The sequence below is a fragment of the Pseudazoarcus sp. NS34 genome, from assembly GCF_059703725.1.
Window position 1 is genome coordinate 763,693 of the sequence record NZ_BAAKIZ010000001.1, and the last position, 21,937, is coordinate 785,629.

The following is a 21,937-nucleotide window of genomic DNA, read 5'->3' on the forward strand; positions in this document are numbered from 1 at the left end:
CTTGTGCCGCTCAACCGCCATACACGGCGTTGGGCAGCCACATGCTTACGGCAGGCAGATAGGTGAGCAGGATCAGCGCGACGATCGCAATCCCGATGAAGGGCAGCGAGCCGCGTACTGCCTGCAGGTAAGTCACCCCGCCGAGTGAGCTGGCAACGAACAGGTTCAGGCCGAAGGGCGGCGTGAACATGCCGATCGCGCCATTGACGGTGAGCACTGCGCCCAGATGCACCGGGTCGATGCCGACCTTCATGCCGATGGTGTAGAACAGCGGCGCGAGGATCACCATGATCGAAGCGGCGTCGAGGAACATGCCGACGATCAGTACCGTGACGTTGATCAGCAGGAAGATGTGATACGGGTTCTCGGACAGCGACAGCACCGCGTTGGCGACCGCGACGGCCAGGCCGTTGCTGGTCAGGAACCAGGCCAGCACGGATGCCGCGGCGAGGATGATCATCACCTGCGCGGTGGTCGTGGCCGCGTCGATCATGGTGCGGAACAGCTCGCCGAGGGTCTTCTCGCGATAGATCAGGGCCGACACTAGCAGCGCATACACCACCGACACGGCCGCGGCCTCGGTCGGCGTGAACACGCCACCGTAGATGCCGCCAAGCACCACCACCGGCACGCCCAGGCCCCAGGCGGCATCCTTCAGGCCCTGCCACAGCTCGCGCAAGGTCGGCGGCGTCATCGGCTTGACACCGTCGCGCTTGGCGCGCCACACGCAGTAGGGAATGAAGCACGCGGCGTAGAGCACACCCGCGCCGATACCGGCCATGAACAGCGCGCCGACCGACACGCCGGTGACCGCGGCATAGACAATCATCACGATCGACGGCGGAATGATGATGCCGAGCGAGCCCGAGGCAATGATCACGCCGATGGAGAACGGGCCGGAATAGCCGTCGCGCCGCATCGCCGGATACAGCAAGCCACCGACCGCCACCACCGTCGCCGGGCTGGAGCCCGAGATGGCGCCGAAGAACATGCTTGAGCTCACCGCCGTGATGCTCAGACCGCCGGTAAAACGCCCGACCAGCAGGTTGGCGAAATGCACGATGCGCTGCGACAGCCCGCCGACGCCCATCAGGCTGCCGGTGAGGATGAAGAACGGAATCGCCATCAGCGAGAACTTGTCGAGCCCCGCAAACAGCCGCTCGATGACGATGGCCAGCGGCACATGGCTGCCGGTGCCCATGGCCGTCATGACTGAGCCGGACAGCGCGATGAAGATCGGCGCGCCGATGATCAGCAGCACCGCAAGAAGAATCAGGAAAGTCGTGACCATGGCATCACCCGATCTGTTCGAGGTGGGCCGCTTGCTGCTCGCGACCGAGCAGACTGCGGAAGAACTGCTGCGTGAAGCGCACGCCCATCAGCGCGGCGCCGACCGGGATCGCGAGCTGCACCAGCCACATCGGCATCTGCAGCGCCGGGCTGACCTGACCGAAGGCGCGCGTCTGTGCGACCAGTTCCACGCCGTAGAACACCAGGAAACCGCAGAAGGCCACGGCAATCACGTGCACCAGCAGATCGATGGCTTTGGCGATGCCCGGCGGGCTGAACTTGATCAGCAGATCCACACCAATGTGGATGCCCTGCCGCGCCGCAACACTGGCACCGAGGAAGACCATCCACACGATCTGGTAGCGCACCAGTTCTTCGGCCCAGGCGAAGCCGGCATTGAAGGCGTATCGAGCGACGACGTTCGCGAAGAGGATCACCGAGGCGCTCAGGATGAGCACGCCGATGAGCACTTCCTCGGAACGCGACACGAGAAGGTCGAGTTTCCGCATTGGAAGACTCCGGAAGGGAAGCGGGAAAGGTCGGAGCCGGCTGGCGGCCGGCCCCGTGCAAGAGTCAGCGCGCGGCGGCGATGGACTGCTTGAAGGCGTCCATCAGATCCGTGCCGATCTGGGCGGCAAACTTGTCGTGCACCGGCGCGGTGGCCTCGCGAAAGGCCGACAGTTGCTTGTCGTCGAGTGTGCTGACGCGCGTGCCGCTGGTCTTGATGGTGTCGACGTAGCCGGCCTCGCGACGGGCAGTCTCTTCGCGCTGGAAGGCCGTCATCTCGCGTGCGGCGTCCATCAGAAGTTTCTGGTGCTCGGGCTTCTGCGCGTCGAACCACCGCTTGCTGAACAGGAAGGCGTAGGCCAGATAAGCGTGGTTGCTGATCACGACGTCCGACTGCACTTCGTAGAACTTCATCTTGGTGATCGACACCAGCGGGTTCTCCTGGCAGTCGACAACACCCTGCTGCAGCGCGTTGTAGGTCTCGCCAAAGGCGATCGGCACCGGGTTGGCGCCCATCGCGCGGAACTGCTCCATGATGATCGGGCTTTGCATCACGCGCACCTTGCGCCCCGCGAAATCGGCCGGCCCGGTGACCGCGCGGTCACACGTGAACTGCTTGAAGCCGCTCTCCCAGAAAGTCACGCCTTTGAGGCCGACCTTCTCGACCGTGGCCAGCAAGCGGTCGCCCGCCGCGCCGTCGAGCACCTTGTGCGCGATGGCCGGGGACGGAAACAGGAAGGGCAGATCGACGATCTGCATTGCCGGCACGAAGTTCGACAGCTTGGCCGTCGGGATGATGGCCGACTCAAGCGCGCCGAACTGCATCTGCTGGGTCGCCTCGACGTCGTCACCCAGCGCATTGTTGGGGAACAACTGGACCTTGATCGCGCCACCACTGCGCTCCTCGACCGCGGCCTTGAACTTCTCGGCGGCCAGGTGTTGGGCGCTGTCCTCCGGAAGATCGTGGTGAAACTTCATTGATACCTGCGCGATGGCGCCACCGGCGTGCACCAGCGCGGCGATCGCAAGACCGCCGACAAGTGCCTTCAGTTTGCTGTGTTCGAACTGCTTGCTCATCTTCATCTCCTGGACGGGTAGTTGGGATCAGGATGCCTGCTGCGGATCTTGCAATGTTTGCAAGTAATAGATTACTTACCAACTTGCAGAAGTCAAGGACGGCATGCACAAGGGTGTGCTGCTCTCACAATGACTTCAGTGATTCGCGTGGAGCCGGATCATCTCCACCCGCTCCGGAGTAGGCGGATGAGTCGACAGGTAACCGCTGCTGCCGCCGTGTTCGGGAGCAAGCCGCGACAGGATGTCGCCGAGGCGTTGAGGCGCAATACCGCTGTCGTTCAGCACGCGCACGGCATACAGATCTGCCTCGCGCTCGAAGTCCCGCGAATAGCCCATTTCGGTCAGCACGACCGGAATCGACGCAGCCAGCGCGGGCACTGAAGAGACATCGCCGAACACCAGCAAGGTCACCAGGGACAGCGCCGAAGCCTGCACCGTGCGGCGCAGCGCGTGGCGTTCTGCAACGTGCCCGATCTCGTGGGCGAGGATGGCCACGAGTTCATCATCGTGCTCCGCCAACGCCACCAGTTGATCGGTCATGATGACCGCGCCGCCCGGCAGCGCCAACGCGTTGGCGCCGAAGCTGTTCTCGGCGTCGCGGAAGCTCACCTGAATGCCCAGATGTGGCGCATGGCGCTCGATCAGCGGGGCGAAGACGGCCTGCAGGCGGTCCTGCTCCGCCGCGTCGAGACGGCTTGGCTCGAACGCAGCGCGGTCGAGCACTTCCAGGGCCAGGCGTTGCGCCTCCTGGCCGACCGACGCCGGCAACTGGAAGGCCACGTGCCGGGCGGCCGCCGGCACGCCCCACACGACCCCCACGAACACCGTCGCAACCGTTACGACAAGCGCCACAAAGACAAAGCGCCAATGTGATTCCAGCCGATTCACCAGGCCCTGTCCGGAACGCGTGTGCGCGCTCAGCAGGGCGTCCACGCCATCATTTTCATCAGTGGTGAAGCTGCCACCGCATGGGAAAACGATGTGGCGCGGCGTCCGCCCGAGGCGCGCGCTGACGCTCACCGTGTCGACCAGCGCAGGCTCGACCAGCGCGCGCCCGTCGGCGGCCACGACGTGCAGCCGGCCGCCTTCGCGGCGCAACTGCGCCGCCTCCGCGCGCGCGCGCCGACCATCGCCGAACTGCCCTGCAACCTGCATCAGAAGCCGACTCCGATGTCGAACAGCTCGCCCATCTCACCACCCGTGGCATTTACGTCGGGGTCCTGACTGGCCGCGAAATCGTCCAGGCTGCCATCGGCGATGACCCGCGTGTGCTCGGCCGCATAGCGCGCACTGCGCACCTTGGCCCACGGGTAGAACAGGCCCAAGGTCAGCACCATGCACAGCGTGTTGACCAGGACGAGCCGCGCGTAGGAGCCAAATCGGTAGTCCGCCTCGAAACGGTGCATGCCCAGCCGGCTGTTGTTGAACCGGTAGTTGGTCATCCACGCGATAAACAAGACAAAGGCCAAAAAGTAACCCAGCAGCGGCGGCACCATGCCGAAAGCGGCCAGCGCCAGCCCCAGCATGCCGGGGTCGCTGCCAGCGCTCGTTCCGACCAGCGCCGGCGTCACCACACCAAGGAAAAGCCCTGCGACAAAAGCGCCCAACAGCAACACGCCGAGACACGCACCGAAAACCACGTAGATGCCTTTCACGCTGCCATCGAAGCCGAAACGGGTATCGCCGAAACGGCTCCCGTTGATGGAATAGGCCACCTGTTTGCGCACCACGTAAGGCATCAACAGGCCAAGCGACAGCGCGCCGGCAACAGGCCACAAAAGCCAGTTCCGATAAGCGTCGCCGAGGCTGCCGTCGAAGCCGAAACGCACACCGCGCCAGGCGCTGTTGTGGTTGCGGAAGCGCAGGCTGCTATGAATGATCCAGGGCATCAGCGCCATCAGCGCAACGAAAGCCACAACGCCGAACACGGGCGAAAACTGGTCCGACAGCATGTACAGCACAAATAGCGCAAAGGCGATGAGCCGCCCCTTGAGAATGCGGATCGGGTCGGCCAGATACTCGAAGCTCGACCCCGCCAATCGCGTGTTGCCATAGAAATAGCGCTGCGTACGCACCTTGGCCCATGCCGAATAGATACCCAGCGTGAGGATGCTCAACACGATGTTGACGATCCAGATGCGGAAGAACTCGCCCCCCTCGCCGCGGAACTCGAAGGGCACGATGCCACCTGCGTCGTCGTCCGCGCCGCTCGCCGCGGGTGCAGTCGGGGCAGCCGGCGGCGTGGCACGCGGCGGAGCCAGGGCGTCTTCGATGCGCAGAGCCACCGCCATGCCAATGGCGTTGAGTCGGGCGCAGTAGCGCACGGCATCGTCTTCGGTCAGGCCATGGCGCAAGACAACGGCTTGGCCGCTGAAAACCCGCGCGCCCTGCTTGTCGTTGAGCCCGAGCAATTCGATGACGCGGGCCTTGACGGCCTCCGCATCGAAGCCTTCACGAATGCCTCCGTCGTAGGTCAGGCTGAAAGTCGATTGCGACATCGGCTTCTCCAGGTGTAGTGCGATGCGAAGTGGGGTTTTAGCGCTGAAAGCGGCAGCTGCCCTGGATCATAGCAGCACGGCATGCCATGCGAGCGCCAAATAAATCACCATGTCATCGCTATCACGGCCGCTACAATGCGCCGGTCAACGGACGGGAGATTCGCATGTCGCTGGCATTGGTGAAGACGCGCGCGCTGTCCGGCCTGGAAGCGCCTGCGGTAACCGTGGAAGTGCATCTGGCAAACGGCCTGCCAGCGTTCAATCTGGTCGGGCTGCCCGACGCCGAAGTGCGCGAGGCGCGTGATCGTGTGCGCGCCGCGCTGACCGTATCGCAGTTCGAGTTTCCGCAACGTCGCATCACGGTGAACCTCGCCCCGGCCGACCTTCCCAAGGAAGGCGGCTTGTTCGACCTGCCGATCGCAATCGGCATTCTGGCCGCATCCGGCCAGCTCGACGCGGCGGCGCTGGAGCACCACGAGTTTGTTGGCGAGCTGTCACTCAACGGCGCCCTGCAACCGGTGCGCGGCGCGCTCGCCATCGCCCTGGCCACCTCCGCAGGCGGGCGAGCATTGGTCGTGCCGATAACCAATGCCGACGAAGCCGCGCTGGCCAATGGCGTGCAAGTGCTGCCGGCCGCCGACCTGTTGGCGGTGTGTGCACATCTGAACGGTCACACGCCGATCGCCCCGCACCCGCGCACCCTCGTCAGCACACCGCCGTCCGCCCCCGATCTGGCCGACGTCAAAGGGCAATTGCGCGCTCGTCGTGCGCTTGAAGTAGTCGCCGCCGGCGGACACTCAATGCTGCTCTTCGGGCCGCCCGGCACCGGCAAGTCGATGCTCGCGCAGCGCCTGCCTGGCTTGCTGCCACCATTGGATGAAGCGCAGGCGGTTGCCACTGCCGCGGTGCAGTCGATCGAGGGCAGCTTCGACCCGGCGCGCTGGCGCCAGCGCCCGTTTCGCGCTCCGCATCACTCTGCATCGGTGCCAGCGCTGGTTGGCGGCGGCACCGTGCCTCGGCCGGGTGAGATCAGCCTGGCGCATCACGGCGTGCTGTTTCTCGACGAGCTGCCCGAGTTTGATCGGCGCGTGCTCGAAGCCCTGCGCGAGCCGCTGGAAACCGGCTCCATCACCGTGTCGCGCGCCCTGCGGCGGGCGGAATTCCCCGCACGTTTTCAGCTCGTGGCTGCCATGAACCCCTGCCCTTGCGGCCAGCGCGGCAGCCCCAAAACCCGCTGCCGGTGTACGCCCGAGCAGGTCGCGCGCTACATCGGCAAGCTGTCCGGCCCGCTGCTCGATCGCATGGACGTGCTGATCGAGGTGCCAGCACTCGACGTCGCCGAACTCGAAAGCGCGACACCGGGTGAGAACAGCGCCACCGTGGCGGCCCGCGTGCTGGCTGCGCGCGAGCGCCAAATTGCGCGACAGGGCTGCATCAACGCCGAACTGCCGCCGGCCGGAATCGACGCCCACTGCACGCCGGACGCGGCCGGGCGTGCCCTGCTCGCGCAGGCGGTGGAACGCCTTGGGCTGTCGGCGCGCGGCTACCACCGCGTGCTCAAGGTCGCGCGCAGCATCGCCGACCTGGCCGGCGCGGCAGAGGTAAGTTCCGCCCATATCGCCGAGGCCGTGCACTACCGCAGGACGCTGGATACGCGCTCCTGAGCGCAAGGCAGGAAACTATCGCGGCCTGTGCGGGGTCGTTATGCTGTCTCCCTGCGCCAGGCTGCGTGCCGCGCATCACCCGGAATCCGCATGACGCTCTCTCCTGCCGGTCTGGCCGCGCTGCTCGCTGCGCTGGCTGCCATCGGCCCGTTCTCGATCGACACCTATCTGCCGGCCTTCCCCGCGATGGGTGCCGAGCTGGGCGCGACGCAAATCGAAGTGCAGCAGACGCTGACCGCCTACATGCTGACGTTTGCCTTGATGGCGCTGTGGCATGGCGCGCTGTCCGACGCCTTCGGCCGGCGACGCGTGATCATCGTGGCCACCTCGCTGTTCGGCGCCGCCTCGCTGCTGTGCGCCGCCGCGACCTCGATCGAAGGCCTGTGGGTCGGGCGTGCGCTGCAGGGCATGAGCGCCGGCGCCGGCATGGTGGTTGGGCGCGCGGTGATACGCGATCTCTTCGACGGGGCTCGCGCGCAGCGCCTGATGTCGCGCGTGATGATGATTTTCGGCATCGCGCCAGCGGTGGCGCCAATGGTCGGCGGCGTGCTGTTGATGCTCGCCGGCTGGCGCTCGATCTTTCTCTTTCTGGCGGCCTTTGCCGGCTTGCTGACCTGGCTGAGTTGGCGCTACCTGCCCGAGACTTTGCCGCTCGAAGCGCGCCAGTCCATGCATCCGGGCCGTCTCGCGCGCGCCTACGGCACCGTGCTTGGCAGCGGCGCCTTCCTGCTGCTGGCGTTTACGCTGGCCTTCAATTTCAACGGTTTTTTCGTGTTCGTGCTGTCGGCGCCAGTGTTCGTGATGGAACACCTCGGCCTCGGCCCGGGCGCTTTCGGCTGGCTGTTCGTGCCGGGGGTGGTCGGCATGATCGGGGGCGCGTGGCTGTCCGGCCGGGTGGCCGGGCGCTGGAACTGGCAGCGCACCATCGGCACCGGCTTCGTCGTGATGATCGCCGCCGTGTTGTTCAACCTGGCCCACGCGGCCATGTTTGCGCCGTCACTGCCGTGGTCGGTGCTGCCGGTCGGGGTCTACACCTTCGGCATGGCGCTGGCCATGCCCAGCCTGACGCTGCTGGTACTCGACCTGTTCCCGACGCGACGCGGCCTGGCGTCGAGTTGCCAGAGCTTCACGCAGGTCGGGGTCAATGCGGTGACAGCCGGCGTTGCGGCCCCGCTGCTGTGGGCCTCGCCGCTGTCGCTGGGGACGGGTGCGAGCGTGTTCGTGGCGCTCGGTCTGCTGTGTTTCGTGGGGTGGGCAAACCGCCAGCGCTGAGCGGCGGCAGGCAAAACCTCAGCACTGCTCCCAAGGCAAGCCGTCAAACCGCCAGCCGTTGACGGTGCCGCGGTGATGGTTTTCGTCGAGTTCGCCCTCGAAACCGTGCACCACGTTGTAGACGTTGTGAAAACCCGCTTCGACCAACGCATCGCCAGCGCTCACCGAACGGTTGCCGCTGCGGCAGATCAGCACCACCGGGCGTTCGGTGCCGTGACCGGCAAGCTTCTTCACCTCGCCGACGAAATGCGGGTTCACCTCCCAGTCCGGGCCGTCATTCCACGAGATGTGAGTTGCGCCTTTCGGATGGCCGACGAAGAGATACTCGATCTCGCTGCGCACATCGATCAGCAGCGCTTCGGGGTTGTCGTTGAGGAAGGCGAACGCCTCTTTGGGCGTGAGGTGATTCATGCCGGAGTCTCCATCGCAGGATCGGCATATTAGCGTATTTTGTGGATACGCCTTTCAACGTCTCGTATACCTCGGCTTCAGCCGGTGGCGCGCCCGAGCTTCAGCAGGCGCGATGCGCGGTCGATCAGCACCGTCAGCAGAATCATCGCAATCAGATAGGTGCCGGCGCGCTCGAAGCGGAACCACTCGAAGTTGAACGCAAACTGGAAGCCCAGCCCGCCGACCCCGATCAGCCCCAGCACCACGGCGGCGCGCACATTGCTCTCGAACTGGAAAAAGGCGTAGGTCATCCAGTCACGCCAGGCCAGCGGCACCGCCAACGCGCCGTAGGTAACCGAGCGCGATGCGCCGCTCACCGGCTCAAAGCGGGACAGCGGCAGGTTGTCCACCGCCTCGCCAAACACCCGCCCGAGTACACCCAGGGTGTGCAGCGCAATCGCCAGCGTGCCGGCCACCAGGCCCGGCCCGAAGAAGGCGATCAGCAGAAAGGCCCACATCACTTCCGGCACGCCACGCGCAACCATTGCCAGCGCGCGGGCTGCGGCAAGCTGCAGCGCCCGGATTGCGCGCAACCACGCGGCTGGCGTCTCGCCGGTGAAACGGGCGGAGTGCAACTGGAAGCTCGCCGAATGCCAGCGCGTCAGCACAATGGCGCCGGCCACACCAAGCAGTGTGCCGACCACCGCAATCGCGAGCGGAATCGCAGCCGACTGCACCACCCGCCACACGAACTCCAGCTGCAGCACCGGCGAGAGCAGACGCTCGAAGAAGCGCAGATTCTCCCAGGCCTGCCCGGTGAACAGCTCCAGCGCGGGTTCGAGGTGATTGCGCGGCGCGCCGTCCTGTCCGCCGCGGTTGCCCCAGCCCATGAACCATAGGGACCAGGCTGCGACCAGCGCGGCAAAGCCGGCCGCCCACCAGGCCGCGCGCGGCGCACGGATGGCCATGCCGTCGTCCACCGGCCCAGCCACTGCGCACGATACCGGCGCAGCAGCGCGATTCGGGTCGCCGCGCAACTGGCGGCGAATGTAGTTGCTGGCAAGGTCTGCGGTGAGCGTGAGCAGCAGCGTGAACAGGATCAGCGTGCCGACCTTGTCCCATGCGCCGAAGCGGATCTGGTACCAGATCTCGGCGCCCAGTCCGCCGCCGCCAACCGCGCCGATTACCGCTGCATTGCGGATCGCGCACTCAGCGCGCATCAGCGTAAACGACAGCACGTTGCGCGAAGCCAGCGGGCGGATGCCGTAGAGGAAGGTCGCAATGCGCCCGCCGCCCAGCCCGCGCACCTGCGCGTAGCGGTCTTCGGGCACGCTGTCCCACAGTTCGCTGTAGACCTTGGCGAGGATGCCGGTGATGTTCAGCGCCAGCGCCAGCGCGCCGGTGAGCGGCCCGAGCCCGATCATGGCGACCAGAATGATGGCCCACACGAAGTCCGGCACCGCGCGCAACACGTCCTGGATCAGCCGGCACAGCGAGCACAGCAGGGCGACCGGTGAGCGCAGCGGAAAGTGGCGCATGAAGCGGCCGTGGGCGCGCTCTTCACCCACGCATACGGCGCGGCTCGCCCCCATGGCCAGCGGCCAGGCCAGCACCACTGCCAGCGCGGTGCCGAGAATGGCAGCCGACAAGGTCTGCAGCGTCAGCTCCCAACTGTGGGCGAGAAACTCCGCCGACAGATCGGGCGACAGAAAGGCCGCCAGCCAGGCGCCCATGCGCCCGGCGGCAGCGGCACGACGCTCGGCATCGGTCAGCGCGGCCAAGTCCCAGTCGGCAGCCGCGAAGGCGGCCACCACGGCAAGCAGCAACGCGACGATGGCGACAAAGTGGCCCCACGGCCGCTTGCCGTGCTGCACAGGAAGGGCGGCAGCGTTCATGCCGGCAGCGCGATCTCGTCCAGATGCAGCGCGCGATACTCGGCGCCATACAGCTCGCGCAGCAACTGCTGGGTCAGTTCATCCGGCCGGCCCTGCCAGAAAAGCTTGCCCTCGCGCAACGCGATGACGCGGTCGAAGTTGCCCTGCAGCAGGTCCAGCGTGTGCAGGTTCACCAGCAGTGTCACGCCGTCGCGCGTGGCCAGCTCCGTGAGCAGGCCGATGATCTCGCGGCCCAGGCGCAGGTCGAGCGCGCTGACCGGCTCGTCGGCCAGCACCAGCTTGGGCCGCTGCACGATCAGGCGCGCCACGGCGACGCGCTGCTGCTGCCCGCCGGAGAGTTCGTCCGGCAGTGACCACAGACGGTCAGCCAGTTCCACGCGCTGCAATGCGGCCACGGCGCGGTCGATCTGCTGAGGCCACAGCAGCGACAGCAAAGCGCGTGGCAGCCACCAATGGCCAAGCCGGCCCATCAGCACGTTGTGCACCACGCGCAGTTGCGGGATCAGGTTGTCCTGTTGCTGCAGAAAGCCCAGCTCGCGGCGCAGCGCATCCAGGCTGCGGCCGGTGAGTACGCGCGTGTCGCGCCCGAGCGTGAGCGCCTCGCCTTGCACCGGCTTCACCAGCCCGGCGACAAGTCGAAACAGCGTGGTCTTGCCCGCCCCCGACGGCCCGATGACGGCCACGCGCTCACCCGCCGAGATATCCAGCGTGACGCCGTCGAGCACGGTTTTGCCAGCGTAGGCGACGGAAGCGTCCGTGAGGCGGACGGGAAAATCGGAGGTCATGACGACGTATCCCGAAGGGTTGTGTCGCGCAGGTCTCGTAGGGCGCAATAAGCGCAGCGCATTGCGCCGCATTGGCTATTCATCCGGCGGATTACGCTTCGCTAATCCGCCCTACGGGAGACCCTGCAGCTGCTCTCAGCCGCCGATGTCGATGCCCGACTGCAGCAGATCAACGTAGCCCTGCCACTCGGAGATGTCGGCTTCGATGAACTTGCCGGCCTTCAGGTACTTCAGCACTTTGGCGCCATTCGGGTCCTTGGCGTCGAGCTCGAGCAGCGCGCTGCGCAGTTTGCCGAGCAGTTCCGGGCCGAGATCGGCGCGGGCGGTCAGTGCGTAGTTGGTGTAGGGCGGCGTCTTGTAGACGATCGGGGCCTTGGCCTTCAGCGCATCGCTGGCCTTGTCCCACGAGGCGTAGTTGAGCGCGCCAACCTGATGCGTGTCGTCGGCCACCATCTGCATCACCACGTCGTGGCTGCCCGAATAGGCCACCGTGCGGAACACCTTCTCGGGCGCCACTTCGGCCTGATCGAGGAAGTACTTGCGCGGCATCATGTGGCCCGAGGTGCTGCTCTTGCTGCCGAAGGTGAAGCTCCAGCTCTTGCCCTCGGCCGCTGCGGCAAGCTCGCCGAGATCCTTCACCGGCGCGAGACCGATCGACGGGTTGGCGATAAAGTAGCTGACAAAGCCCTTGTCGATGTCACGGCAACCCAGAATGGTGATGCCGTCGCCCATCTGCATGCGCGCCTGGGCGGTGGTGACCGCACCCAGCCAGGCGACGTGCGCGCGGCCGGTGGCCAGCGCCGTGACGCTGGCGGCGTAGTTCTCGACGTGCATGTATTCGACTTCGATGCCGGCCTTCTCGCCCAGGTACTTCGCGAGCGCGCCGAAGTTCTCGCGCATGCGGTCGGCGTCGCCGTCGTCCGGAATGGCGGTGATGATGAGCTTCTTGGGAGCGGCCGCCGTAGCCGAGGCGGAGCCAAAGGTGGCGAACGCGGCAAGCGCGATGGCGGACAGCATGAAGCCTCTGCGCGAGGCAGATTTTTGGTACATGGAATTCTCCCGTTGTTGGATCGGACAGGGTCCGTTCCAGCCACTCCGGTGCGGGATGCGCCGGGGTTTAATTCCCGCCGAAGCGGGCCGTATGCGGGCGGATTTCTCCGCCGCCGGGCGGGCCGATACGCAGATCGACCGGAATTGCCCGGGACGAGTCGGTAAAGACTCCAAGGGCGCGATTCTTCCTGTTCGCGGCCCCCGGAGCAAGCTGCGATTGATGCGCTGCCGTATCATTCGGTGTGCTGAAACGCTGTAAGCGATGCCTGGTCGAAGGGTCATCGCATCTGGAGCCCACCATGAGTACCCCACCGCTTTCCGACCTGCGCAAGAGCTACGAGCAGGGCAGCCTCGAAGACCATGAAGCGCTGGCAGATCCGTTCGTGCAGTTCGAGGACTGGTTTGCCGAAGCCATGAAACGCAACGTGCCCGAGCCCAACGCCATGACGGTGGCCACCGTTGGCGAGAACGGCCGGCCGTCTACGCGCATTGTGCTGATCAAGGGTTTCGATCATCGCGGCATCGTCTGGTACACCAACTACAACAGCCGCAAGGGCCGCGAACTGACAGCCAACCCGATTGCCGCGCTGCAGTTCCACTGGGTTGAACTCGAACGCGTCGTGCGCATCGAAGGCAAGGTAGAGAAAGTGTCGGCAGAAGAATCCGACGCCTATTTCGAGAGCCGCCCGCTGACTCACCGTATCGGCGCCTGGGCGTCACACCAGAGCGAGGCGATTACCGATCGCGGCGTGATCGTCGCGCGGGCCGCCGAATATGGGCTGAAGTTCGGCCTCAAGCCGCCGCGCCCGCCGCACTGGGGCGGCTACCGGCTGGTGCCGGACTACTGGGAGTTCTGGCAGGGGCGCTCGTCGCGGCTGCACGACCGTTTTGCGTGGACGCTGGACGAAAAGGGCGAATGGTCGCGCGCGCGACTGTCGCCTTGAGCAGCGCGACGCCATATCAATTCAAGGCCCTGCGGGCCAAATGAGGCACACCATGAAATCAAGACTATCGCTTTGGCTGCTGGTGCTGGTGGCTCTGGTCGGACTGGGCGGCTGCGCAAGCTTCCAGACCCGTTTCGACACCGAAGCCGCTTTGATCTCCACGCGCGGCGAACCCAAGCAGGTATGGAACAACCCCGACGGCACCCGCACGCTGGAGTATTCGACCCAGCCCATGGGCGAAACCAGCTGGATGTACACGGTGGATGCCAGCGGCCGCATCGTCGAACAGTACGACGCGCTTGAGCAGCGTAACCACGGCCGCGTGAAGCCCGGCATGACCGTGGACGAAGTGCGCCGCACGCTGGGCGCGCATCGCAGCATCGAGCGCTTTCCGCGCCTGAACGAAGAGGTGTGGGACTGGAATGTGCCCAACCATTGGGCCGGCGTGCTGGCGACCTACTTCAACGTGCATTTCATCGACGGCAAGGTCGACCGCACCAGCTACAGCTACGTCTATCCAAGCTACGACGGTGATCACAGCTGGTTCGGACCGCGCTTCGGTTACGGCATCGGCATGGGTTTCGGGTCGGGCGGGCGCGTATCGCCCTACGGCAGCATTGGTGTCGGCTCGGGCCGCTTCGGCTGGTTCAGCCACTACGGCTGGTAAATCAGCGTTTTGCATGCCTGCCCGCGTCCCGGTAAAATCCCCGGCTTGCTGAGGAGCGCTGCGACCCGACGCTGACGATCACGTCGCCGGGCCAGGCTCAGCAACCGAACAACGGCGCTCGCAAATCCCTGCCGGATTTGTGGCGCCGTTTTCATTTGCAGCGCGCCATCCGGCCGACGCAACGCCCGAGGTAACGCATGCAAGCCGATCGCACCGAAGAACTCCTGTCCCTGCTCGCCGAGCGCATTCTCGTGCTCGACGGTGGCACGGGCACGATGATCCAGCAGTACAAGCTGTCCGAGCGCGAGTACCGGGGCGAAGGCGTGACCGAGCGCTTCATGGCGCATCCGCGCGACCTCAAGGGCAACAACGACCTGCTCGTGATCACACGGCCCGAGGTCATCGCCGAGATCCATCGCGGCTACCTCGATGCCGGCGCTGACATCATCGAGACCAACACCTTCAACGCCACGCGCGTGTCGCAGGCCGAGTACGGGCTGGAAGACCTCGCCTGGGAAATCAACGTCGAGGGCACCCGCATCGCCCGCGAGATCGCCGATGAGTACACGGCGAAGAACCCGGCCAAGCCGCGCTTTGTCGCCGGCGTGATCGGGCCGACCTCGCGCACGCTGTCGATCTCGCCCGACGTCAATGACCCCGGTTTCCGCAACGTCAGCTTCGACGCCCTGCTCGACGATTACTACGACTCGGCCAAGGCGCTGATGGAAGGCGGCGCCGACCTGATCCTGATCGAGACGGTGTTCGACACGCTCAACGCCAAGGTTGCGGTGTTCGCCGTCGAGAAGCTGTTCGGCGACCTGGGCCAGCGCCTGCCGGTGATGATCTCCGGCACCATCACCGACGCCTCCGGCCGCACGCTGTCGGGCCAGACCGCCGAGGCGTTCTGGAATTCGCTGTCACACGCGCGTCCGATCTCGTTCGGCCTGAACTGTGCGCTGGGCGCCAAGGAACTGCGCCAGTACGTCGATGAGCTGTCGCGCATCTGCGATACCCATGTTTCGGCCCACCCCAACGCCGGCCTGCCCAATCCGCTGTCGCCCACCGGCTACGACGAAACGCCCGAAGAGCTCTCGACCGCGATCCGCGAATGGGCCGAATCCGGCCTGCTCAACATCGTCGGCGGCTGCTGTGGCACCACACCGGAGCACATCGCGGCGATTGCCGAGGCGGTCGCCGGGCTCGCGCCGCGCCGCATTCCGCAGATCGAGAAGAAGCTGCGCCTGTCGGGCCTGGAGCCGTTCAACGTCGGCGGCGACACCATGTTCGTCAACGTCGGCGAGCGCACCAACGTCACCGGCTCACGCGCCTTCGCACGCATGATCCTCGAAGGCCGTTTCGACGACGCGCTGGCCGTGGCCCGCCAGCAGGTCGAGAACGGCGCACAGGTCATCGACATCAACATGGACGAGGCCATGCTCGATTCGCTGGCCGCGATGGAACGCTTCCTCAAGCTCGTCGCGTCCGAGCCGGATATCTCGCGCGTGCCGATCATGATCGACTCGTCCAAGTGGAGCGTGATCGAGGCCGGCCTCAAGTGCATCCAGGGCAAGGGCATCGTCAACTCCATCTCGATGAAAGAGGGCGAGGCCGAATTCCTGCGCCAGGCCCGCCTGTGCCGCCACTACGGCGCCGCCGTGATCGTGATGGCCTTCGACGAGAAGGGTCAGGCCGACACCTTTGCGCGCAAGACCGAGATCTGCAAGCGCGCCTACGATCTGCTCACCAGCCACGGCTTTCCGCCCGAAGACATCATCTTCGACCCCAACATCTTCGCTATCGCCACCGGCATCGAGGAGCACGACAACTACGCCGTCGACTTCATCGAGGCGGTGGCGTGGATTCGCAAGAACCTGCCCTACGCCAAGATCAGCGGCGGCGTGTCGAACGTGAGCTTCAGCTTCCGCGGCAACGACCCGGTGCGCGAGGCCATCCACACCGTGTTCCTGTACCACGCGGTCAAGGCCGGCATGAGCATGGGCATCGTCAACGCCGGCCAGCTCGGCGTGTATGACGAACTCGATCCGGCGCTGCGCGAAACCGTTGAAGACGTGGTGCTCAACCGCCGCGCCGGCGCCGGCGACGCGCTGGTCGACATCGCCCAGTCGGTGAAGGGCAAAGCGCGCGAAAGCGGCCCGGACCTCAGCTGGCGCGAGATGCCGGTCGAAAAGCGTCTGTCCCACGCGCTGGTCAAGGGCATCACCGATTTCGTCGTCGAAGACACCGAAGAAGTGCGCGCCCGCCTCGAAGCCGAAGGCAAGCCGCCCCTGTCCGTCATCGAAGGCCCGTTGATGGACGGCATGAGCGTGGTCGGCGACCTCTTCGGCGCCGGCAAGATGTTCCTGCCGCAGGTCGTCAAATCGGCCCGCGTCATGAAGACCGCGGTGGCCCACCTCATTCCCTACATCGAGGCCGAGAAGCTGCGCACCGGCGCGACCAACAAGGGCCGCATCGTCATGGCCACCGTGAAAGGCGACGTGCACGACATCGGCAAGAACATCGTCGGCGTGGTGCTGGGCTGCAACGGCTACGAGGTCATCGACCTGGGCGTGATGGTGCCGTGCGAGAAGATTCTCGCCGCCGCCAAGGAACACGGCGCGCAGGCCATCGGCCTGTCCGGCCTGATCACGCCGTCGCTCGAAGAAATGAGCCACGTCGCAGCCGAGATGCAGCGTCAGGGCTTCGACCTGCCCTTGCTCATCGGCGGCGCCACCACCAGCCGCGCCCACACCGCCATCAAGATCGCGCCGCACTACGACAAGCCGGTGGTCTATGTGCCCGACGCCTCGCGCGCCGTTGGCGTCGTGACCTCACTGCTCTCCGAAGGCCAGCGTGACGACTACGCCACCAACCTGGCCGCCGACTACGCCAAGATCCGCGAACAGCACGCCAACAAGAAAGGCCTCACGCTGGTCAAGCTGCAGGCCGCCCGCGACAACCGCTATCGCTGGAACAGCGTCGCAGGCTACGTGCCGCCCAAGCCCGCAAAGCTCGGCCTGCAATCGATCGACGTGCCGCTCGAAGCGCTGGTCGATTACATCGACTGGGCGCCGTTCTTCCAGACCTGGGATCTCGCCGGCAGCTACCCGAAAATTCTCGACGACGAAGTCGTCGGCGAGACCGCACGCAACGTCTTCAACGATGGCAAGGCCATGCTCGACCAGGTCGTGCAGGGCAAATGGCTGCAGGCACGCGCCGTGTTCGGCCTGTTCCCGGCCAACACCGTCGGCTTTGATGACATCGAAATCTACGAGACCGAAGCGCGCGACAAACCGCTGATGACCTGGCACGGCCTACGCCAGCAGCACGAGCGCCCGGAAGGCAAACCGCACTGGTGCCTCGCCGACTTCATCGCCGACAAGGATTCCGGCGTGCCCGACTACATCGGCGCCTTCGCCTGCACCGCCGGCATCGGCATCGAGCCGCATCTCGAACGCTTCGAAGCCGACCACGACGACTACCACGCCATCATGCTCAAGAGCATCGCAGATCGGCTCGCCGAAGCCTGCGCCGAATGGCTGCACGCCCAGGTGCGAAAGGAGCACTGGGCCTACGTGCCCGACGAGTCACTCAGCAACGAAGAACTCATCAAGGAAGCCTACCGCGGCATCCGCCCCGCCCCCGGCTACCCCGCCTGCCCGGACCACACCGTGAAGGGCGACCTCTTCAAGCTGCTGGACGCCCCGCACAACGCCGGCATGGAGCTGACAGAGAGCTTCGCCATGCTGCCCACAGCGGCGGTGTCGGGCTTCTACTTCGCCCACCCTGAGAGCCACTACTTCGCCGTGCCGAAGATTGCTGGCGATCAGCTGGATGACTGGGCAGAGCGCACTGGCATGAGTGGGCAGGAAGCGCAGCGGTGGTTAGCGCCGTTAGTTTGACGCGGGTGCGTGACTGAACGGTCGTTGCGGGGTTACAAGGTGCAGCAACCGGAGCCGTCCGGATTGTCGCGTTGAGCTCGGAGTCACGGTGCAGCCACGTCTAAGCGGCCAGCACCTCACAATCCAATAGACATATGCGACATCGCTTCGTATGCTCACGCACATCTGTAGAGCAGACGACTCATTCATGTAACTTTGGTGAATTTCCGACCTTCACGACGATGCAAAGTCTGAAGATGCTCTTCGGCGACCCTCAAGCTGAGAATATAACTTAAGGCCCCTGCATTCTCAGGGCCGAAAATGAGAAGCGGCGTCCTGAATTTCAGTCAATTTGACGTTCACAGCACGTGAATCATCAATAGGAACCCCATGTCGCAACTACTTTTGATGTCCGCAGCTCTGGTAGCTTTGTTGGTGCTTCCAGTCATGTTCGCTGCCCGTATGGTTGGAGCCGAAAAGTCGGGATTCGGTGTCGCACTATTAGCCGTCATTCTCCAGATAATTCTATCTGGACTTGTCGAACAAACTGCTTTAGACCCGCTAATAGCCGTGGCAATCGCGCTCATCGGTGGATCAGCAATTTACGCATTCACGCTAGGCACCACGCTACTCAAAGGTTTTTTGATCAGCATCATTGCAACAGTCATTGCTGTTGTGGCGATTTTATTGCTTGCAGGCCTATTCACAGCTGGCGCCAATGCATCCTAACGCATTCGCGCATGGGGCAGGTCTATACCTGTACGGCTTAATCTCCTTTATACGCGGATCGACTTCTAGGAATTGTCTAATCGTAGTTCCTATAACGGCTGCTCCAGCACTACTTACCGATGGGAGTACCCATGCTTCGTAATGTTATTGTTTTCCTGATTGCGATTGGCTTTTACGCCAGTGCGTCGTCCGCCGCGCTAACGTCGGAGACGGAGGCGAGGCAGATCGCTGACAAGGTGATGAACCATGTTGCAAAAAATGACCTGGTCGCTGCGTTCAATCTCATGCGAGCCTATATCGTCATACCTGAAGACGAAGTCGAGGCTCTGGCACTGCAAACGCGATCGCAGCGCGAGATTTTCAAAGCGCGATTCGGGCCGGCGGTAGGTTTCGAGCTAATCGACGAGAGCAAGCGGGGGGAGTCGCTGCTTCGGTTCGTCTACATTGAAAAAACTGCGAAGCATGCTCTCCCTTGGACGTTCATTTTCTACAAATCACCCGGCGGCTGGGTGCTGAACAGTTTCTATTGGAATGACCAAATCCATCGGGCCTTTGAGTAAGAGGAGGAGGAATCGTAGTCCGCTCTTGCATTACAAACTTCATATCCAGAATGAGTCGAATCAAGAGCCCGCGTAGAGCGCAATAACTGAAAGGCATTGCGCCGGACGAAGTATCCGCGCGAACGTTGTTATGAACATGCGGCGCAATGCGCGTTGCTCATTGCGCCCTACGTGGTCTTGGCGCATTCCCAGGCGGTCGGATAGCGAAGCCGGCCCCACTTGCCGACCCATCTGCGGACGTCTCGGCTGCATCCGAAGACATGAGGCCCCACGCTGCAAGGCTTGGGGCTTCTTCGTTCTTGATCGGGCCTTCGGGCAAGCTCTTGTGTGCCTAACGAGTGCTTGCCCACTTTCAAGCGCACCCGCTTAAAATGTTGGCAGCAGCGTCACTCCTGCGCCATCTGGCGAAGCTTGCGACGCAATGCACCCACGCCAGGAGCGCCCAGATGCCGGGTTTGCGAGATGCGGAACAGCAATCGGACCGCTTGGATGACGAGGCGGCGCTTTGGCGCATCTTCTTTGAAGAGAACCGGGACGGCATCGTGGTGCTGCGTGACGACGGCAGCGTGTTCCGTGCGAACGAGCGATTTGCCGCGATGCTGGGCTATACGCGCGCCGAGGTGGAGAAGCTCCACGTGTGGGAGTGGGACAGCCAGTTCGATCGCAGCCAGATCGAAGGCATGCTGCAATCGGTCGGGCCGGCAGGTGACTTCTTCGAGACCCGCCACCGGCACAAGAATGGCCACGAAGTCGATGTCGAAGTCACAACCAACGCTGCCTTGTACAAGGGCGCCAAGCTCATTTTCTGCAACCACCGCGACATCACCGAGCGCAAGCGCGATCACGAACGTATCCGGCAACTGGCCACCACCGACTCTCTGACGGGCATCTGTAATCGCGCGGAGTTCATGCGCCGTCTGACCGAAGAGATGGACCGCGCGCTGCGGTTCGGTCGGCCGCTGGCGCTGATGATGTACGACCTGGACCACTTCAAGCGCGTCAACGACAGCTTTGGCCACGACGTGGGTGATGAGGTGTTGCAGGCCACCGTGGAACTGGTGAACCAGGCCATCCGCCAGGTCGACATCCACGCCCGCTGGGGCGGCGAGGAGTTCATGGTGCTGTTGCCCGAGGCAGGACACGATGCTGCGGTGGGCAGCGCGGAACGGGTGCGGGCAGCCATCGCCAACCACCCCTTCAAACACGGGCAGCCGGTGACCGCGAGTTTTGGCGTAACCACCCTCCTCGCCGGCGACCGGCCAGATGCCTTGCTCAAACGGGTCGACGACGCGCTGTATTCGGCAAAGCGCTCAGGGCGCAACCGGGTTGAGTTCAAATAGCGGGCATTGCGCTGTATGGACCGCCTGGGACACCTCTACCAAGCCAGGCGCAATTGATCCGGGATCTGCCGCATTGAATTCAACATCAAGAGTTAAGCAATGAAAACTCAGTACTACGCCGCCACCAGTCTGGACGGTTTCATCGCGACCGAAGACGATTCGCTGGAGTGGCTCTTCCCGCTCGGCGATCTGAACAACTCCAGCTATCCGGAATTCATCGAAGGCGTGGGCGCCCTGGCCATGGGGTCGGCAACCTACGAGTGGTTGCTGCGCAATGGGGAGAAAGTTGCGGAAGAGACCGGCTCGGCGTGGCCCTACACGCAGCCGACTTGGGTGTTTTCAACGCGTAAGCTGCAACGGATCGAGGGCGCAGACGTCCGTTTCGCGCGCGGGAACGTGGCCGGAATTCATGAAGAAATGCGGACCGCTGCTGCCGGGCGGAACATCTGGATTGTCGGCGGCGGCGATCTGGCTGCGCAGTTCCATGATGCAGGGCTGCTGGACGAGATGATCATCCAGATCGGCTCGGCAACGCTGGGGCGCGGCAAGCCCTTGTTCCCCCGCCAGCTCTTGAACCCGGCCTTGCGTCTGATGTCGGTTCAGCAGATGGGCTCGGGCATGGCCGAATTGCGCTACGAGATTCAGCGCGACCACTCCCAGCCCTGAGGCGGCAGATGAACGACGACGAAATCAAAGCCATCTTCCAGCAAGCCGCCGGACTCGGAATGTGGCTCACGGATGACGCCTCCGCGCCTTCAATGTGAAGTGCGCAAGAGCCTACAGCGTGAGCGACTCAACCGGCTTTGCATGTATTGGTGAGTGAATTGGAAATGTCTCAAACCGCAGAGTGTTCGCCCTTCGAAGCCAGATTACTTCGCCCGCTGAAACCCGGCGACGGCCCCGAGTGGATGTTCGTGGTTCTGCCTAAGGCCGCGAGCGAATGCCTCCCGAGAAGGGGCCGAACGACCGTGAGCGGAACAATCAACGGGCACCCGTTTCAACAGACCCTTGAGCCGGATGGCCAGTTGAGCCATTGGCTGCGGGTGAGCAAGGAGCTGAGCGACGCCGCAGGCGTTGAGGCCGGTGACGTCGTAACGCTGGATATTCTTCCGGTTGCGCAGGAGCCTGAGCCGGAGCTTCCGTTCGACCTTCAGCACGCCCTGGCGGCAGCGCCAGAAGCCAGCCAGGCCTGGAACGACACGACGACCATCGCACGGCTGGACTGGATTCACTGGATCACGACTGCGAAGCAGGCCAAGACGCGCGCAAAACGCATTCACGACGCGTGCGACATGCTTGCGGCGGGAAAGAAGCGGGTGTGCTGCTTCGACCCATCGGGCTTCTACAGCAAGGCCTTCAGTGCGCCGGAGGCTGCTGACTGATTCGTCTGA

Annotated in this window: 19 protein-coding genes and 1 riboswitch; of the genes, 10 read left to right on the forward strand and 9 right to left on the reverse strand. The window is 64.3% G+C overall.

The genetic code is table 11. The annotated features are described in order from the left end of the window. Positions 1 to 10: 10 nt before the first annotated feature. From AC6H0N_RS03650 to AC6H0N_RS03670, 5 genes are all read right to left on the reverse strand, one after another. Positions 11 to 1,291, reverse strand: a complete 1,281-nt coding sequence (locus tag AC6H0N_RS03650; protein WP_497572696.1) for a TRAP transporter large permease — start codon at positions 1,289 to 1,291, stop codon at positions 11 to 13. Positions 1,292 to 1,295: 4 nt separating this feature from the next. After that, the gene (locus AC6H0N_RS03655) at positions 1,296 to 1,799 is read right to left on the reverse strand and encodes a TRAP transporter small permease (protein WP_497572697.1); all 504 of its coding nucleotides are present in this window, start codon (positions 1,797 to 1,799) and stop codon (positions 1,296 to 1,298) included. Between the two features lie 64 nt (positions 1,800 to 1,863). Next, positions 1,864 to 2,874 (reverse strand): TRAP transporter substrate-binding protein, encoded by a 1,011-nt coding sequence (locus AC6H0N_RS03660; protein ID WP_497572698.1) that lies wholly within the window; start codon positions 2,872 to 2,874, stop codon positions 1,864 to 1,866. Positions 2,875 to 3,009: 135 nt separating this feature from the next. Continuing rightward, positions 3,010 to 4,029: a M48 family metallopeptidase gene (locus AC6H0N_RS03665; protein WP_497572699.1), complete on the reverse strand. Its 1,020-nt coding sequence runs from the start codon at positions 4,027 to 4,029 to the stop codon at positions 3,010 to 3,012. Further along, complete coding sequence (locus AC6H0N_RS03670; protein WP_497572700.1) at positions 4,029 to 5,372, reverse strand: YjgN family protein; 1,344 nt, start codon at positions 5,370 to 5,372, stop codon at positions 4,029 to 4,031. Before AC6H0N_RS03670 ends, AC6H0N_RS03665 begins: the two co-directional genes overlap by 1 nt. A gap of 164 nt (positions 5,373 to 5,536) precedes the next feature. Between AC6H0N_RS03670 and AC6H0N_RS03675 the strand changes: the two genes are divergently transcribed. Together AC6H0N_RS03675 and AC6H0N_RS03680 are read left to right on the forward strand one after the other, a co-directional pair. Continuing rightward, complete coding sequence (locus AC6H0N_RS03675; RefSeq protein ID WP_497572701.1) at positions 5,537 to 7,036, forward strand: YifB family Mg chelatase-like AAA ATPase; 1,500 nt, start codon at positions 5,537 to 5,539, stop codon at positions 7,034 to 7,036. Positions 7,037 to 7,126: 90 nt separating this feature from the next. Next, positions 7,127 to 8,308: a multidrug effflux MFS transporter gene (locus tag AC6H0N_RS03680; RefSeq protein WP_497572702.1), complete on the forward strand. Its 1,182-nt coding sequence runs from the start codon at positions 7,127 to 7,129 to the stop codon at positions 8,306 to 8,308. Positions 8,309 to 8,326: 18 nt separating this feature from the next. Here the strand turns inward: AC6H0N_RS03680 and AC6H0N_RS03685 are convergent, their stop codons facing one another. The 4 genes from AC6H0N_RS03685 to phnD form a co-directional block, all read right to left on the reverse strand. Beyond that, the gene (locus AC6H0N_RS03685) at positions 8,327 to 8,719 is read right to left on the reverse strand and encodes a rhodanese-like domain-containing protein (protein WP_497572703.1); all 393 of its coding nucleotides are present in this window, start codon (positions 8,717 to 8,719) and stop codon (positions 8,327 to 8,329) included. 77 nt (positions 8,720 to 8,796) lie between these two features. After that, positions 8,797 to 10,593: a PhnE/PtxC family ABC transporter permease gene (locus AC6H0N_RS03690; RefSeq protein WP_497572704.1), complete on the reverse strand. Its 1,797-nt coding sequence runs from the start codon at positions 10,591 to 10,593 to the stop codon at positions 8,797 to 8,799. After that, complete coding sequence (locus AC6H0N_RS03695) at positions 10,590 to 11,378, reverse strand: phosphonate ABC transporter ATP-binding protein (protein WP_497572705.1); 789 nt, start codon at positions 11,376 to 11,378, stop codon at positions 10,590 to 10,592. Before AC6H0N_RS03695 ends, AC6H0N_RS03690 begins: the two co-directional genes overlap by 4 nt. Positions 11,379 to 11,513: 135 nt before the next feature. Further along, entirely contained in the window at positions 11,514 to 12,428 is a 915-nt protein-coding gene (gene phnD, locus AC6H0N_RS03700; RefSeq protein WP_497572706.1) for a phosphate/phosphite/phosphonate ABC transporter substrate-binding protein, read from the reverse strand. Positions 12,429 to 12,727: 299 nt separating this feature from the next. Between phnD and pdxH the strand changes: the two genes are divergently transcribed. The 8 genes from pdxH to AC6H0N_RS03740 all read left to right on the forward strand — a co-directional run bounded on the left by pdxH (position 12,728) and on the right by AC6H0N_RS03740 (position 21,928). After that, positions 12,728 to 13,372: a pyridoxamine 5'-phosphate oxidase gene (gene pdxH / locus AC6H0N_RS03705; RefSeq protein WP_497572707.1), complete on the forward strand. Its 645-nt coding sequence runs from the start codon at positions 12,728 to 12,730 to the stop codon at positions 13,370 to 13,372. Positions 13,373 to 13,424: 52 nt separating this feature from the next. After that, positions 13,425 to 14,039 carry a hypothetical protein gene (locus tag AC6H0N_RS03710; RefSeq protein ID WP_497572708.1) on the forward strand — a complete coding sequence of 205 codons (615 nt, stop codon included), beginning with the start codon at positions 13,425 to 13,427 and terminating at the stop codon, positions 14,037 to 14,039. A 44-nt stretch (positions 14,040 to 14,083) separates the two neighbouring features. Continuing rightward, a riboswitch (S-adenosyl-L-homocysteine riboswitch) is annotated at positions 14,084 to 14,166 on the forward strand. A 70-nt stretch (positions 14,167 to 14,236) separates the two neighbouring features. Then, positions 14,237 to 17,938 (forward strand): methionine synthase, encoded by a 3,702-nt coding sequence (gene metH, locus AC6H0N_RS03715; RefSeq protein ID WP_497572709.1) that lies wholly within the window; start codon positions 14,237 to 14,239, stop codon positions 17,936 to 17,938. A 369-nt stretch (positions 17,939 to 18,307) separates the two neighbouring features. Next, positions 18,308 to 18,646, forward strand: coding sequence for a hypothetical protein (locus AC6H0N_RS03720; protein WP_497572710.1), 339 nt, complete (start codon positions 18,308 to 18,310; stop codon positions 18,644 to 18,646). 131 nt (positions 18,647 to 18,777) lie between these two features. Next, positions 18,778 to 19,206 carry a hypothetical protein gene (locus tag AC6H0N_RS03725; RefSeq protein WP_497572711.1) on the forward strand — a complete coding sequence of 143 codons (429 nt, stop codon included), beginning with the start codon at positions 18,778 to 18,780 and terminating at the stop codon, positions 19,204 to 19,206. Positions 19,207 to 19,652: 446 nt separating this feature from the next. Beyond that, complete coding sequence (locus AC6H0N_RS03730; RefSeq protein WP_497572712.1) at positions 19,653 to 20,546, forward strand: sensor domain-containing diguanylate cyclase; 894 nt, start codon at positions 19,653 to 19,655, stop codon at positions 20,544 to 20,546. 99 nt (positions 20,547 to 20,645) lie between these two features. Continuing rightward, a complete protein-coding gene (locus AC6H0N_RS03735; protein ID WP_497572713.1) occupies positions 20,646 to 21,212 on the forward strand; it encodes a dihydrofolate reductase family protein in 567 nt (188 codons plus the stop codon). A 149-nt stretch (positions 21,213 to 21,361) separates the two neighbouring features. After that, positions 21,362 to 21,928, forward strand: coding sequence for a DUF1905 domain-containing protein (locus AC6H0N_RS03740; RefSeq protein ID WP_497572714.1), 567 nt, complete (start codon positions 21,362 to 21,364; stop codon positions 21,926 to 21,928). The last annotated feature ends 9 nt before the right edge of the window (positions 21,929 to 21,937 follow it).